The organism is Allosphingosinicella indica (assembly GCF_900177405.1).
GTDB classification, from domain to species: Bacteria; Pseudomonadota; Alphaproteobacteria; order Sphingomonadales; family Sphingomonadaceae; genus Allosphingosinicella; species Allosphingosinicella indica.
Genome location: NZ_LT840185.1, coordinates 2,316,771 through 2,331,182 on the forward strand (window position 1 = coordinate 2,316,771; position 14,412 = coordinate 2,331,182).

General features: G+C 67.9%; 12 protein-coding genes. 11 read left to right on the forward strand and 1 reads right to left on the reverse strand.

Features of this window, described 5'->3' with window-relative positions:
• Positions 1 to 21: 21 nt before the first annotated feature.
• Entirely contained in the window at positions 22 to 1,020 is a 999-nt protein-coding gene (locus tag B9N75_RS11520) for a GNAT family N-acetyltransferase (RefSeq protein ID WP_172840880.1), read from the reverse strand.
• Between the two features lie 50 nt (positions 1,021 to 1,070).
• Between B9N75_RS11520 and B9N75_RS11525 the strand changes: the two genes are divergently transcribed.
• The 11 genes from B9N75_RS11525 to xrtA all read left to right on the forward strand — a co-directional run bounded on the left by B9N75_RS11525 (position 1,071) and on the right by xrtA (position 14,412).
• On the forward strand, positions 1,071 to 2,573 hold the full coding sequence (locus tag B9N75_RS11525; RefSeq protein ID WP_085218925.1) for an acyl-CoA ligase (AMP-forming), exosortase A system-associated: 1,503 nt from the start codon (positions 1,071 to 1,073) through the stop codon (positions 2,571 to 2,573).
• Positions 2,570 to 3,805 carry a pyridoxal-dependent decarboxylase, exosortase A system-associated gene (locus B9N75_RS11530; protein WP_244552339.1) on the forward strand — a complete coding sequence of 412 codons (1,236 nt, stop codon included), beginning with the start codon at positions 2,570 to 2,572 and terminating at the stop codon, positions 3,803 to 3,805. Before B9N75_RS11525 ends, B9N75_RS11530 begins: the two co-directional genes overlap by 4 nt.
• A gap of 140 nt (positions 3,806 to 3,945) precedes the next feature.
• Positions 3,946 to 4,596 carry an XrtA/PEP-CTERM system exopolysaccharide export protein gene (locus B9N75_RS11535; RefSeq protein ID WP_085218926.1) on the forward strand — a complete coding sequence of 217 codons (651 nt, stop codon included), beginning with the start codon at positions 3,946 to 3,948 and terminating at the stop codon, positions 4,594 to 4,596.
• A 25-nt stretch (positions 4,597 to 4,621) separates the two neighbouring features.
• Positions 4,622 to 6,163, forward strand: a complete 1,542-nt coding sequence (locus B9N75_RS11540; RefSeq protein WP_085218927.1) for an XrtA system polysaccharide chain length determinant — start codon at positions 4,622 to 4,624, stop codon at positions 6,161 to 6,163.
• An 8-nt stretch (positions 6,164 to 6,171) separates the two neighbouring features.
• A complete protein-coding gene (locus B9N75_RS11545) occupies positions 6,172 to 7,125 on the forward strand; it encodes a P-loop NTPase family protein (RefSeq protein ID WP_085218928.1) in 954 nt (317 codons plus the stop codon).
• Positions 7,125 to 8,732 carry a hypothetical protein gene (locus tag B9N75_RS11550; RefSeq protein WP_085218929.1) on the forward strand — a complete coding sequence of 536 codons (1,608 nt, stop codon included), beginning with the start codon at positions 7,125 to 7,127 and terminating at the stop codon, positions 8,730 to 8,732. The genes B9N75_RS11545 and B9N75_RS11550 overlap by 1 nt, the downstream gene beginning before the upstream one ends.
• A 12-nt stretch (positions 8,733 to 8,744) precedes the next feature.
• Positions 8,745 to 9,791, forward strand: a complete 1,047-nt coding sequence (locus tag B9N75_RS11555) for an ExeA family protein (RefSeq protein ID WP_085218930.1) — start codon at positions 8,745 to 8,747, stop codon at positions 9,789 to 9,791.
• Positions 9,760 to 10,641, forward strand: a complete 882-nt coding sequence (locus tag B9N75_RS11560) for an XrtA system polysaccharide deacetylase (protein WP_172840881.1) — start codon at positions 9,760 to 9,762, stop codon at positions 10,639 to 10,641. The genes B9N75_RS11555 and B9N75_RS11560 overlap by 32 nt, the downstream gene beginning before the upstream one ends.
• Positions 10,638 to 11,696 carry a FemAB family XrtA/PEP-CTERM system-associated protein gene (locus B9N75_RS11565; RefSeq protein ID WP_085218931.1) on the forward strand — a complete coding sequence of 353 codons (1,059 nt, stop codon included), beginning with the start codon at positions 10,638 to 10,640 and terminating at the stop codon, positions 11,694 to 11,696. Before B9N75_RS11560 ends, B9N75_RS11565 begins: the two co-directional genes overlap by 4 nt.
• On the forward strand, positions 11,693 to 12,883 hold the full coding sequence (locus tag B9N75_RS11570) for a TIGR03087 family PEP-CTERM/XrtA system glycosyltransferase (RefSeq protein WP_085219622.1): 1,191 nt from the start codon (positions 11,693 to 11,695) through the stop codon (positions 12,881 to 12,883). Before B9N75_RS11565 ends, B9N75_RS11570 begins: the two co-directional genes overlap by 4 nt.
• Positions 12,880 to 14,412, forward strand: a complete 1,533-nt coding sequence (gene xrtA / locus B9N75_RS11575; protein WP_085218932.1) for an exosortase A — start codon at positions 12,880 to 12,882, stop codon at positions 14,410 to 14,412. Before B9N75_RS11570 ends, xrtA begins: the two co-directional genes overlap by 4 nt.

A 14,412-nucleotide genomic window follows, 5' to 3' on the forward strand; every position in this document is an offset into this window, starting at 1 on the left:
CTTAGAGCCTTCGGCGCGCGCCTAGCGCCTCGCGGCGCGGCGGACAAGCGCGGAGACGGCGGCGCGCGCCGCCCCGGCGAGCCCGCGAAGCGTACGCGGATTATAGGCGTCGATCCGCAGCAAGGGGACGGCGCGGTCCATCCAGTCGCGCTTGTAGGGATCGTCGCCGGTGCCGAAATCGATGTGCGTCACCGCGTCCTCGTCGATCGCGGCGCGGAACATCGCGTGGCTGAGGATGGTGCCGGGGGAGAGCGCCTTGGCGTCTTCGGCATAAGCGAGCTTGTGGATGGTGGCGCGGCCGTTCTCCACCAGCCAGAGCTGCGCCGCGACCGGGCGGCCGTCCTGCCGCGCGATGCCGAGGCGCAGCGTTCCCGCGGCGCCTTCCTGCTCGGCGAGCGCGCGCAGCATGGCGGGGGCGCCTTCGTCGCCCTTCCAGCTCTGCGCGTAGACCTGGTCGTACGCGGCCCAGCCCTCGAGTTCGAATGCGCGATGGATGACGATGTCGAGCGCGGCCGCCTTGGCCTTCCGCTTGAAGGTGCTGCGCAATTGGCCTGGCCGCCGCGACCAATAGGCGTCGAACCCGTCGCGCGTATCGACCTCCCAGCGGACCGTCGCGGCCCATTCCCTCACGATCCACCCAGACTCACGTAGCGCGGAGGGCAGCAGGCTATTCGGGGGAACGGGCGACAAGCTCAGCATATCAAGCTGATCCTTGAGCGCCTTTACTATGGAAGACAGGGGCTTAAGCGATCGTTTTCCAATGGCATCGAATGCCAGTGTGTACCAATTGGCGTGCGGTTGGCCTTGTCGGCCATGGATGAGCAGCGGCAACCATGTCGCGCCGTCGGCGTCGCGAGCGCGCGCTACCAGCGTATCGCCGGAGACGCCGCCGAGCGCGGCGATCAGGCGGTGCCATTCGAGCCGGTCGAACAAGGACGGCTGGCGCGCACGATCGAGCGCGCCGTCCGCATCGCGGGCGACGTCATCCCAGTCACGCAGGAGTTTCACATCGATCGTCATCGCGCTATCCCGCAGCCTCCTTAGCCGCATGGCTGTTAACAGGAGCCTAGGTGCGCGAACCCGATCCCGAACCGAGGCCGCTCGACCATCTCGCAGGACTTGGCGAGGCTCGGGCACCGGCGCTGATCACGCGCGAGGGCGTGCTCGACTATGCCGGGCTGGAGGCGGCGGTCGGCGCGCTGGCGGCGGGGCTGCTGGCGGCGGGCGCCGCGCCGGGCGACCGGGTTGCGAGCTGGCTTCCCAAGACACGGACGACGAGCCTGCTTCCGCTGGCCGCGGCGCGCGCGGGACTCGTCCATGTGCCGATCAATCCGGTGCTGAAGCGCGCGCAGGTGGCGCACATCTTGGCCGACAGCGGCGCGCGGCTGCTGATCACGGGCGCCGCGCGCCTGGCGACACTGGAGGCGGATGATCTGCCGGAAGGCTGCTCCGCGATCGTCGAGGAGGCGCCGCTCTACGATCATACGCCGCTCGGGCCGTCGGACCGTGATCCCGGTGATCTTGCCGCGCTGCTCTACACCTCGGGTTCGACCGGGCGCCCCAAAGGCGTGATGCTGAGCCATGCGAATATGTGGCTCGGCGCGATCAGCGTCGCGCATTATCTGCGGCTGACCCCCGAGGACCGCGTGCTTGGCGTCCTGCCGCTGAGCTTCGACTATGGCCAGAACCAGTTGCTTTCGACCTGGGCGGCGGGCGGCTGCGTCATTCCGCTAGATTATCTCTCCGCGCGCGACGTGATCCGCGCCGTCGAGCGTCAAGACGTCACCACGCTCGCCGGGGTGCCCCCGCTCTGGGTGCAGCTTGTCGAGGCGGCGTGGCCACCGGCCGCGGCGCTAAAGCTTCGCCGCCTCACCAACAGCGGCGGACGGCTGCCGGTGTCGATCATCCGGCGCATGCGTGAATTGTTCGCCGCGGCGGAGGTCTATCCGATGTACGGGCTGACCGAGGCGTTTCGTTCGACCTATCTCGATCCGTCGCTGGTCGACGCGCACCCGGATTCGATCGGCACCGCCATCCCCTTCTCCGAAGTTCTGGTCGCCCGCCCCGACGGCACGATTGCCGAGGATGGCGAGACCGGCGAGCTCGTCCATGCCGGGCCGCTGGTGGCGCAAGGCTATTGGAACGATGCGGCGCGTACCGCCGAGCGGTTCAAGCCCGCACCGGCGGCTTCGCTTTATGGCGGAACTGCCGTCTGGTCGGGCGACGATGTGCGCCGCGATGCCGACGGACTGCTTTATTTCGTGTCGCGCGCCGACGCGATGATCAAGACCAGCGGCAATCGCGTCAGCCCGACCGAAGTCGAGGAAGCGGCGATCGCCAGCGGCCTTGCCGCCGAAGCGGTTGCGCTCGGCGTCGCCGACGACCGGCTGGGCGAGGCGATTGCGCTGGTCGTGCGGGGGAAAGCGGAAGACGATGTCGGTCTTCGTGCCTATCTGAAGCGCGAGTTACCCAATTTTATGCAGCCGCAGCATATCCTCTGGCGGAGCGAGCTGCCGCGCAATCCGAACGGCAAGCTCGACCGCGAGGCGATCAGGGGCGAATTGCTGTCATGAGCAAAATGATGGGCGCGATCCCGGCCGATTTCGCTGGCCCCGAATTGCGCATCGGCGGACGCACGCCGGCCGATCTGGTCGCCGAGGCAGGCGATACGCCGCTGTTCGTCTATGATGTCGCGATCTGCGACGCGCGGATCGCGCGACTCCGCGCGGCACTGCCGGACGGCGTGGATATACATTATGCCATGAAGGCAAATCCCTACAGGCCGTTGCTTGAGCACATGGTGAGCAAGGTCGACGGCATCGACATCGCGTCGGAAGGCGAGCTGGCGATGGCATTGGCAGCCGGCGCTGATCCCGCCGAGATCAGCTTCGCCGGTCCGGGCAAGCGGGCAGACGCAATGGAGAAGGCGGTCGCCGCCGGTGTGACACTCAACTGTGAATCCGAAGGGGAGGCGGAGCGCGCGCTGGCAATCGGCGCGCGGCTGGGCAAGCGGCCGCGGCTCGCCGTGCGGGTCAACCCTGATTTCGAGATCAAGGGATCGGGCATGCGGATGGGGGGCGGCGCCAAGCCGTTCGGCGTCGATGCCCAACGCGTCCCGGCGCTCGTCCGCACGATCCTCGATGGCGGCGCGGACTGGCGCGGCTTTCATATCTTCGCCGGGAGCCAGGCGCTCGACGCCGCAGCGCTGATCGAGGCGCAGGTGGCGACGGTCGCGCTGGCCGGCGAATTGGCGGACGCAGCCGGAGCGCCGCCGCCGCTCATCAATCTCGGCGGCGGCTTCGGCATCCCGCATTTTGGCGGCGAACAGCCGCTCGATGTCGAGGCGATCGGTGCTGAGCTGGCGAAAACCTTGAGCAACCGCGCGCAAATCCTTGCCGACACGCGCTTCGCCATCGAACTCGGCCGCTGGCTCGTTGGCGAGTGTGGCGTGTATCTGACGCGGATCGTCGATCGCAAGATCAGCCACGGCAAGACCTTCCTCATCGTCGATGGCGGACTGCATCACCAGCTCGCCGCATCGGGGAACTTCGGCCAGCTCGTCCGCCGCAACTATCCGGTCGCGATCGCCGATCGCTTCGGCGACGCGCCCGAAGAGGAGGTCAGCATCGTCGGCTGCCTCTGCACGCCGCTCGACCGGTTGGCCGATGACGTCATGCTGCCACGCGCCGAAGTCGGCGATCTCGTCGCCATCTTTCTGGCGGGTGCTTATGGGCTTTCGGCGAGCCCGCAGGCCTTTCTCGCGCAGCGGCCGGCACGCGAAATGATCGTCGGAAACGGCGGTTAACTGCCGCGTATCGCGCCGTCCCTAACCGGGACGCGGCCAGATGCCCCCTTTCGCCTAACGCTAATTTTACCTCTTGGCGTCATCACGGCTCCCAAATCGCGTCGGCTGTCTTCCCGGCGCGCAGTGGAAAGGGACACGAGATGCGCACGTCTGCGAGCAACAAGCTGATCCTCGCCCTAGTGGGATCGGCGCTGGCCTTGAGCGGGTGCGCCTCGAACGAGAGCGCGGGCCGGGTGCTGCCCGCCGCGACCTTCGCCAGTACCGACGAGGGCGCGGCCGAGGACAAGTATATCATCGGCGCGCTCGACGAGCTGACCATCTTCGTGTGGCGCAACCCGGAATTGGGCGCGAAGGTCCAGGTCCGCCCCGACGGCCGCATCACCACGCCGCTGATTTCCGACATGCCGGCGGTGGGCAAGACCACGTCGCAGCTTTCCGAGGACATCAAGGGCGTCCTCACCAAATATATCGAGGACCCGCGCGTCTCGGTCATGGTGGACAAGTTCCAGGGCACCTTCTCGCAGCAGATCCGCGTGGTCGGCGCGACCGAAAAGCCCGCTTCGCTGCCGTATCGCGCCAACATGACCCTGCTCGACGCGATGATTGAGGTCGGCGGGCTCAGCGAATTAGCGGCCGGCGACAAGGCGCGGCTCATCCGCCAGGACCGCGCGACCGGCAAGCAGACCGAATATGATCTGAAGGTCGCGCGCCTCCTCAAGCGCGGCGACACCAGCGCCAACGTCCGGCTCGAGCCAGGCGACGTCATCATCATCCCCGAAAGCATGTTCTGACCGGCCGGAAAGGGTCCTGACACCGATGGACGGTCTCTACGAACAGTTCCGCATCGCGCTGCACCAGGTGTGGCGCCGCCGCTGGCTGGCGGTGGGCGTCGCCTGGGGCATCGCCGTGCTCGGCTGGCTGGTGCTCGCGCTCATTCCTTCGGGCTATGAGTCGAAGGCGCGCGTATTGCTGCAGTCGCCCAACCTGCTGTCGAACACGATCGGCATCAATCCGGCCGACCGGCAGGGCGATTTGTTCCGCATCAAACAGACGCTGACCTCCTCGGCCAATCTCGAGAAGATCGTCCGCCGCACCGATCTCAACACGCTGGTGGCGAGCGAACGCGATCTCGCGGCGCAGGTGTCGGCGCTGCGCGAATCGATCAAGATCACCGCACAGATCGACAATCCCAACCTCTTCGAGATCAGCGCCACGTCCGGCGTGTCCGGCTTCTCCAACGCGCAGAATGCGCGCACCGCACAGGGCGTCGCGCAGGGGCTGCTCGACCTGCTGGTCGAAGGCGAGCTGGCGGGCGACCGCCGCACCACCAGCCAGGCGATCGGCCTGCTCGATACCGAGCTCAAGCGGCTCGAAGGCCAGCTCCAGCAGGCCGATGCCGCGCGCGTCGCCTTCGAACAGAAGTTCATGGGCGCGCTCCCGGGCGACGGTTCGATCGCCAGCCGCATGTCGGCGGCGCGGAGCGAACTGTCGATGATCGATCAGCAGCTCATCGTCGCGCAAAGCTCGCTCGCGGCGCTGCGCTCGCAACTGTCGTCCACGCCGAGCAGCATCTCGACCGCCGCTTATGGTGCCGCGGGTGTCGCGTCCGGGCAGATCGCGCAGCTCGAAATGCAGCTCAGCCAGATGCAGGGCCGCGGCTGGACCGACGCGCATCCCGACATCATCTCGATGAAGCAGGAGATTGCGCGGCTCCGTCCGCAGGCCGCCAATGAGCGTTCAGGCGGCGGCGCTTTCTCGACGCCGAACCCCGCCTATGGCTCGCTCCGCGCGATGGCGGCGGAGAAGGAAGCGCAGGTCGCGGCGGCGCAGGCGCGCAAGAACCAGCTCCAGGCGGGGCTCAGCGAGCTCGACGCACAGCAGACCGGTGAGCCCGGCGTGGTGTCCGAACAGGCGCGGCGCAACCGCGACTATGACGTGCTGAAGCGCCAATATGACAAATTGCTGGAAGATCGCGAACAGCTCCGGCTGCGTAGCGACGTGCAAACCAAGACCGACGCGATGCAGTTCCGGATCATCGATCCGGCGAGCGCGCCGACGGTGCCTGCGACGCCCAACCGGCCGCTGCTGCTTTCGGCGATCCTGCTGATCGCGCTCGTCGCCGGCGCGGGCGCTGCCTTCATCGCCGGCCAGGTGCAGACGACATTCCCGAGCCAGGCACGCCTCGCCACCGCGACCGGCCTGCCGGTGATCGGATCGATCAGCGAGCTCGTCTCCGCGGCGGACCGCGCGCTCCGGCGCCAGCGGCTCAAGTGGCTGGCGGGGGCAGGGGGTGCGCTCGCCGGCGCCTATGCGGTGCTGATGCTGGTCGAATTCTGGCAGCGCAGCACGGTGGCGTGAGGGACGATATGAACCAGCACAGCAGCCTTGGCCGCAGCGGATCGCTGCTCGAGCGCGCGTCCGAAGTCTATGATTTCGGTGCATTTCTGTCAGCGCCTCCTGCGCCGACCGTCGAAAAGGCAGTCCCGCCAAAGCCAGAAACTGCACCCGTCGCGGCCGCGACGCCCGAGCCCGTCGCCAAGGCACCCGCGCCTGTCGCCGACGCGCCTGCGCCGATCGCCGCGCCGCGTCCCGCGAAGGCGGCCGGCAAGGCCGTGATCGACCGGGCTGCGCTGGCCGCGCGCGGGATGATCAGCCCCGATGCGCCGACCGGCGGGCTCGCTGAGGAGTTTCGCATCGTCAAGCGCCAGTTGCTCCGCAACCGCGCCGCGCTGGCCGAGGGACGTCGTCATTCGGTCCTCGTCGCATCCGCGCATCCGGGCGAGGGGAAGACTTTCTGCGCGATCAACCTCGCGCTCTCGCTCGCAGGCGAAGAGGATGTCGAGGTGCTGCTCGTCGATGGCGATTTCAGCAAGCCCGAGATCCTCGACACACTCGGCCTCGAAGGCGGCCCCGGCTTCCTCGACGCGATCGCCGATCCGCTCGCCGATCCCGAAGCCTTCGTGATCCGCACCGACATTCCGGGCCTCTCAGTGCTGCCCGCCGGGCGCAGCGTCGCCAACGCGACCGAGCTTTTGGCGTCAGGCCGCACCGCGGATCTGCTCGATCGGCTCGGCCGCCATCGGCCCGATCGCATCGTGCTGTTCGATTCGCCGCCCGCGCTGATGGCGTCGCAGGCCGCGGTGATCGCCGGCCATGTCGGTCAGACGCTGATGATCGTCCGCGCCGACCAGACGATCGAGGCGGACCTGCGCGAGGCGCTCGGCCTGCTCTCGGCCTGCCCGCATGTCAGCCTGCTGCTCAACGCCGCCGCGATGGGCTCCGGCCGCCGCTTCGGCAGCTATTACGGGAAGGCAGCGTGATGCGCTTTGTCCGCACCGCCGTACTCGCCGCGGGGCTGCTTCTGTCGGGCGCCTCGACGGCCGAGCCTCGCTCGGATGTCGTGCCCTATCTGGAAGTCCAGCAGGTGCTGACCGCCGATCTCAACGGCGGCGGTGATGTGCTGACCTATACGGCGCTTGCCGCAGGCGTGGATGCGACCGTGGAGACGCGCAGCGTGCAGGCGCAGGCGAGTTACCGCTACGAGCGGCGGATCGCCTGGGAAGACGATCTCGTGGATGAGGATATCCACACTGGCCTCGCCCAGGCGCGCGTGCAGGTCGTGCCGGGCAGTGTCGTCATGGAAGCCGGCGCGCTCGCAGCGCGGGCGCGGGGTGATGCCGGTGCGCCGATCCTCGGCTTCTCCACCAGCGACGATCCCGGCGTGTCCGAAGTCTATTCGGCCTATATGGGGCCGAGCGTCAGCACCCAGGCTGGGCCGCTCACCGTCAACGCTGCCTATCGCCTGTCCTACGTAAAGGTCGACGATCACGGCCTAGCCGGGCTTCCGCCGGTTCCCGGGGCCGAGCGCGACCGCTACAACAGCGCCACCGGGCATCTCGCGACGGTCAGCGTGGGCATGGACCCGGGCGAGCTTCCAGTGGGCTGGACAGTGGGCGCCGGCTACGCCCGCGAGGACGTCGATCGGCTCGACCAGACCTATGAGGGCAAATATGTCCGCGCCGACGTCGTGGTGCCTGTGTCGCCGACCTTCGCGGTCACCGGTGGCATCGGCTATGAAGACATTGCGATAAAGCAGGCTGACATCCTGCGGGATTCAAACGGAATCCCGGTAGTGACGCCTGGCGGAAACCTTGTCGCCGACCCCGGCGCGCCGCGCATACTGACCTATGATCAGGACGGGATGATCTGGGACGTCGGTGTGATCTGGCGGCCGACACGCCGCACCGAATTGCAGGCGCGGTTCGGCGAGCGATACGGCGGCACGACCGTCACCGCCTCGCTGCAGCATCGCTTCCGCTCGGGCTGGGGCGTTTCCGTGCTCGTCTACGACAGCGTCGACAGCTTCGGTCGGCTGCTGACCACCAATCTCCAGGGCGTTCCGGTCGATTTCGACATGCGCCGCAACCCGCTGTTCAACAATGTCGGCGGCATCGGCGGCTGCGTGTTCGGCGGCGAGACCGGCAGCGGCGTCTGCTTCGACGATGCGCTGCAGACGATAAATTCGAGCAATTTCCGCAACCGCGGCGCCACCATTCTCTTCTCCGGATCGCGGGGGCCGTGGGGCTTCAACTTCGGCGGCGGCTACGCCAACCGCCGCTACATCGAGCCCGTGGGTTTCGCGCTCAACCGCGTCACCGACGAAAGCGTCACGCTCCAGGCGGGCGCGAGTCGCGCGCTGAGCCCGACATCGGAGCTCAACTTCGACGCCTATGCCTCTTGGTATGACAGCGACCGTCTGCTCGACGCCTCGGCGTTCGGCAGCGGTATCACCGGCAGCTACACCCGCCGCTTCCTGCTCGACCGGCTCGAAGCGCAGGCCGCGCTCGGCCTGTTCCATGCCGACAGCAACAATTCGGACGCGACCACCGCCGCCTCGGCGCTGCTCGGCCTCCGCTATTCCTTCTGAAGGGAGGGGACGATGTATCTCGATCATTACGGTTTTTCGGAACCGCCCTTCCAGTTGACCCCGGATGCGCGCTTCTGGTTCGAGAGCCGGACGCACAAGAAGGCAAAGGCCTATCTCGGCTACGGCATCGCGCAGGGCGAAGGCTTCGTGATCGTCACCGGCGAGATCGGCGCGGGCAAATCGACGCTGGTCGCGCATCTCCTCGCGACGATCGACCGCGCGCGGCTGAACGCGATCGCGATCGTCTCCTCGCAGGTCGAGGGCGACGACCTCCTCCGCCTGGTCGCGCATCGGTTGGGGGTCGAGAGCACGGGGCTCGCCAAGGCGGCGCTGCTCGACCGCATCGAGGCCGCGCTCGGCGCGGTCGCCGCCACCGGCAAGCGGACGCTGCTGATCGTCGACGAGGCGCAGGCGCTCGGCCATTCGTCGCTGGAAGAGCTGCGGATGCTGTCCAACTTCCAGGCTCACGGCCGCCCGCTGCTGCAGATCCTGCTCACCGGCCAGCCCGAGTTCCGCGAGCGGCTGATCGATCGCGGGCTGGAGCAGCTCCGCCAGCGTGTCATCGCGACGCATCATCTGGAGGCGATGGAGGCGAACGAGGTCGAGCCTTACATGCTCCACCGCCTGACGCTCGCAGGCTGGACCGGGCGCCCGGCGTTCGATCCGGACGCTTTTGCCGCGCTCCATGCCCATAGCGACGGCGTGCCGCGCCGTCTCAACCAGCTCGCCAATCGTCTACTGCTGCAGGCCGCGATCGCGCAGGTTGAGACGATCGACGTCGCGCTGGTCGATGCCGTCGCCGCCGATCTGGTCAGCGAGCAGCCGACCCGCGAGCAGGCGCATGTTCTGCCCTTGCGCGGCGCGCGGCCGGTCGCCGTCGAGGCCGAACCGCGGCCGGCGCCCGCCGAAGTCCGCGACATCGCGCTCGAACGGCGCGTCGCGAGCCTGGAGGCGCGGCTGGAAGAGCAGGAGGTGGCGCTCCGCCGCGTCCTCACCCTGCTGGTCGACTGGGTCGAGAGCGAGCCGGATGCGCCGAGCTATCGCCACAACGCCGCCTGAGCCCATCGCCAACGCGCTGTCGGTCGACGTCGAGGACTGGTTTCAGGTCGGCGCGTTCGAGCGCGTGATCGACCGTTCCGACTGGGACGGGCTGGAACGCCGCGTCGAGGCCAATACCGATGCGGTGCTGGCGCTGTTCGACGAGGCCGACGTCAAGGCCACCTTCTTCACGTTGGGCTGGGTCGCCGAGCGGCACCCTGCGCTGATCCGCCGCATCGTCGCGGCGGGGCACGAAATCGCCAGCCACGGCTGGGATCACAAGCGCGTGTTCACCATGGCGCCGCGCGAGTTCCGCGCCGACCTCGCACAGGCGCGTGCCGCGATCGAGGACGCGGCAGGGATTGCCCTGACCGGCTATCGCGCACCGAGCTTCTCGATCGATGCGCGCACGCCATGGGCGCACGAGATATTGGCCGAGCAGGGACACCAATATTCCTCGAGCGTCGCGCCGGTGAAGCACGACCATTATGGTTGGCCCGAAGCGCCGCGCTTCGCCTTCCGGCCTATCGCGGGGGCCGATATGATCGAACTTCCGGTCACCACGGTCGACGTTGCGGGACGGCGGTTCGCGGCCGGAGGAGGCGGCTTCTTCCGGGTTCTGCCCTATGCCTTCTCCGATTGGGCGATCGGCCGCGTCAACGGATCCGAGCGGCGCCCGGCGATATTTTACTTCCATCCCTGGGAGATCGACCCTGACCAGCCGCGTGTCGCCAACGCGCCGCTTCGCTCGAAGCTGCGTCATTACACACGCCTTCCAGCGATGCGGTCCAAGTTATTGAAACTTTTAAAATCCCATACTTGGGATCGCACTGACGCGGTGGTAGCGCACGAGCGCGGGCGGCTCTCGTGAACGCGCCCACGCGCGTTGCCGCGGCGACATCCGTCAGAGCGCTGGCGCTCGACGATCCCCGGCTTGCGGCTTTCGTTTCGGCACACCCCGACGCCACGCCCTTTCATCGCCCCGGTTGGCTCGCGGCGGTCGAGCGCGGCTGCGGGCAGAAGGCGCATTATCTCGCCGCGGACGCGGGCGGCGTCATCATCGGCGTGTTGCCGCTCACCGAGACGCGGTCACCGCTTTTCGGCTCGGCGCTCGTCTCGTCCGGCTTCGCGGTCGACGGCGGCATTCTTGCCAGCGATGCCGAGGCCATTGCCGCTCTCGCCGGTGGCGCCTGGGATCTTGCCCGGACGCTCGGCATCGACTCGGTCGAGCTTCGTGGCGGCGCTGCGCCGGACGGGTGGCAGGTCAACGAAGGCGTGTATGCCGGCTTCGCGCGCGATCTTCCCGCTGATGAAGCCTCGATATTGGCCGCCGTCCCGCGCAAGCAGCGCGCGGAGGTGCGGCGTGCTCTGACCTTCGATCTCGACGTCCGGATCGGCAGCGGTGAGGCGGACCGCGCCGACCATTACCGTGTCTATGCGGAAAGCGTCCGCAATCTCGGCACCCCCGTCTTTCCGCGCGCGCTGTTCGACGCGGTGCTCGATGCGTTCGGCACGGACGCCGATATCCTCACCATCTCCCGCAAAGGCGCACCGCTGGCCTCGGTGCTAAGCCTTTATCACAACGGCACGGTCTATCCTTATTGGGGCGGCGGCGTTTTCGAGGCGCGGCAGCGGCGCGCGAACGACCTCATGTATTTTGCTCTGATGCGTCACGCGGCGGAGCGCGGGATGCGCCGGTTCGATTTCGGCCGGTCCAAGACGGGGACGGGCGCTTATGCCTTCAAGAAGAATTGGGGCTTCGACCCGGCGCCGCTGAGCTACGCCTCACGCACCGCAGAAGGCGCGGCAGGGCGCGAGATCAACCCGCTCAGCCCGCGCTATCGCCTGCAGACGGCTATTTGGAGGAAGCTTCCGCTATGGGCCGCGAACCGGCTCGGCCCGCCGATCGCGCGGGGGCTGGGATGAGCATTCTCTTCCTCGGCCACCGCATCCCGTTTCCGCCCGATCGCGGCGACAAAATCCGGAGTTTTCATCTGCTGAAAGCGCTGGCGGCGCTGGGCGAAGTGCATCTCGCTTGCTTCGCGGATGATGCGGCTGACGCTGCGCATCTTGCCGGGCTGCGCGCCGAGCTGGGTTGGGCGCTGGGCGAGGTTCATGTCGAGGTCCGGCGCAGGAGCAGGATTTCCGCACTCGCGTCGGCGCTCGCCGACGGCACGCCCGTGTCGGTCGAAATGTTCGCGAGCACGGCAATGCAGCGGGCAGTGGACGGGATCGTGAGCGCACGGCGGATCGACACAATCTTCGGCTTTTCCAGCCAGATGGCGCAATATGTTCCGCACGATTGGCAAGGCCGGTTCGTGATGGATTTCGTCGATGTCGATTCGGCAAAATTCGCGGGCTATGCGGATGCTGGCGGGTTTGCCTCGCGGCTATACCGCCGCGAGGCTGCGAAACTCCTGAGCATCGAGTGCCAGACCGCATCACGCGCGGATGCCAGTCTGTTCGTCAGCGAGGCCGAGGCCAGTCTGTTTCGCGAACTGAGCGGGGCCAAGGCCGCGCAGGCGCTGCCCAACGGCGTCGATCTCGACCATTTCGCGCCCGATGACCCGGCCGAACCTGTGCCCGGCATGATCTTGTTTACCGGCCAGATGGATTATCGTCCGAATGTGGAGGCGGTGACTGCGTTTGCGCGTGTGGCGCTCCCTCGCATTCGTTCGCGCATGCCGAGCGCGCATTTCGTCATCGCCGGCCGCAATCCCGATCCTTCGGTCCGTGCGCTAGCCGGGGAGGGCGTGACCGTGACCGGCGCAGTGGCGGACATGCGCGAATGGCTGCGGCAGGCCGAGGTCGTCGTCGCACCGCTCGGCATTGCGCGGGGCGTGCAGAACAAGGTTCTGGAGGCGATGGCGATGGGCCGCGCCGTGGTCGCGTCGCCCGCCGCGTTCGAAGGGATCGATGCAGAGGCCGGACGCGATCTGATCGTTGCCGCCGATCCGGCGGAGGCGGTGATTGCGTTGCTGACCGACCCGAACCGCCGCGATGCGCTGGGCCGCGCCGCCCGCCGCGCGGTCGAAGCGCGCTATCACTGGGATTCCTGCCTCGCGCCTCTGGCTGAACTCGTCGGTCGCGCACCGGCACTGGCGGCGGCATGACGATCGCCCTGCCGATCCGCGTCCAGGCCGTCGCCGAGGGCGGCTGGCGGACGCATCTGGTTGCGCTCGGCTTGCTCGCCGGCGGCATCCTGTTGCTCATCGCGCGCGATGCGGCGGACATGGTGCGGATCTGGATCGACAGTTCGACCTTCAATCATTGCATGCTGCTGCCGCCGATCATTGGCTGGCTCGTCTGGCAGCGGTTACCGGAATTGCGACAATTGACGCCCGTCGCCTGGATGCCGGGGCTGCTGATCGTCGGCGCTGGCGCGGCGGGCTGGATGCTCGGCGAGGCGGGGGGCGTTGCGCTCGCGCGCCATGCAGGGCTGGTGCTGATGCTCCAGGGCGCAGTGGTCGCGCTGCTCGGCCCTGCCGTCGCGCGCGGCCTGCTTTTCCCGCTCGCATTCGCCTTCTTCCTCGTTCCCGCGGGCGAGGAGTTCGTACCGTTGATGCAGCGCGTCACCGCCGAAATCTGCATGTGGCTCCTCGCCATCGTCGGCGTACCCGCGCATATCGAGGGTGTCTTCATCTCGACGCCTACGGGCTATTTCGAAGTCGCCGAAGCCTGCGCGGGGGTAAAGTTTCTCATCGCGATGATCGCGCTCGGCGCGCTCGTCGCCAATCTGTGCTTTCGGAGCTGGAAGCGGCGGATCACCTTTCTGATCGCGGCGGTGGTCATCCCGATCCTCGCCAACGGCGTCCGCGCCTTTGCGACCATCTATGTCGCGCATCTCACCGATGTGGAGGCGGCGTCGGGCTTCGATCATGTCGTCTACGGCTGGGTGTTCTTCGCGATCGTCATCGCGCTGATCCTGGGCGCCGGCTGGCACTTCTTCGACCGCGGGATCGACGATCCCTGGTTCGACCCGGCGGCGCTGCAGCCCGTTCCGCCCGGCCGTTCACCGCTGAAGCCGGTCGCCGCCGTTGCAGCCGCGCTCGTCCTCGCTCCGGTGGCTTGGACCGCAGCGATCGCGGCCGGCAACGAAGTCACCCCGCCGCCGCTAGTGCTGCCGGATGTTGCCGGTTGGGAGAAGCAGGTGCGAGGCGCAGGCCGCGCATGGGCGCCGCACTTTGCCGGAGCGGATGTTCTTCGGGTGGGTCATTATCGCGATGCCGCGGGCCGCGACATCGATCTCGCCATCGCCATCTTTGCGCGGCAGGAAGAAGGGCGCGAGATCGTCGGATTCGGCCAAGGTGCGGTCGCGCCCGAAGGGGCCTGGGCGTGGATCGGCGCCGGGCCGGCACCGCAAAATGGCCGGCTGGAGCGCATCGCATCGCACGGAACGGTGCGCGAGGTCGCGATCTTCTACCGGGTCGGCGATACGCTCACCGGCAGCCCGCTCGCGGTGAAATGGGAGACGATGAAGGCGCGGCTGCTCGGCGGGCCGCAACGGGCGGTGGCGATCCTCGTCTCCGCTGAGGCGCCCGCGGAGGGCATCAGCCCGCGTCCTGCGATAGATGATTTCCTGCGCGCGACCGGCCCCTTGGCGCCGCTTGCCGACCGCGCCGCCGGCCTGCCAGAGGGCTGA

What these genes read in the sequence shown, in the direction of transcription:
- B9N75_RS11520 (WP_172840880.1), bottom strand. Translation starts at nt 1,020, where the DNA reads ATGACGATCGATGTGAAACTCCTGCGTGACTGGGATGACGTCGCCCGC.
- B9N75_RS11530 (WP_244552339.1), top strand. Translation starts at nt 2,570, where the DNA reads ATGAGCAAAATGATGGGCGCGATCCCGGCCGATTTCGCTGGCCCCGAA.
- B9N75_RS11535 (WP_085218926.1), top strand. Translation starts at nt 3,946, where the DNA reads ATGCGCACGTCTGCGAGCAACAAGCTGATCCTCGCCCTAGTGGGATCG.
- B9N75_RS11540 (WP_085218927.1), top strand. Translation starts at nt 4,622, where the DNA reads ATGGACGGTCTCTACGAACAGTTCCGCATCGCGCTGCACCAGGTGTGG.
- B9N75_RS11545 (WP_085218928.1), top strand. Translation starts at nt 6,172, where the DNA reads ATGAACCAGCACAGCAGCCTTGGCCGCAGCGGATCGCTGCTCGAGCGC.
- B9N75_RS11550 (WP_085218929.1), top strand. Translation starts at nt 7,125, where the DNA reads ATGCGCTTTGTCCGCACCGCCGTACTCGCCGCGGGGCTGCTTCTGTCG.
- B9N75_RS11555 (WP_085218930.1), top strand. Translation starts at nt 8,745, where the DNA reads ATGTATCTCGATCATTACGGTTTTTCGGAACCGCCCTTCCAGTTGACC.
- B9N75_RS11560 (WP_172840881.1), top strand. Translation starts at nt 9,760, where the DNA reads ATGCGCCGAGCTATCGCCACAACGCCGCCTGAGCCCATCGCCAACGCG.
- B9N75_RS11570 (WP_085219622.1), top strand. Translation starts at nt 11,693, where the DNA reads ATGAGCATTCTCTTCCTCGGCCACCGCATCCCGTTTCCGCCCGATCGC.
- xrtA (WP_085218932.1), top strand. Translation starts at nt 12,880, where the DNA reads ATGACGATCGCCCTGCCGATCCGCGTCCAGGCCGTCGCCGAGGGCGGC.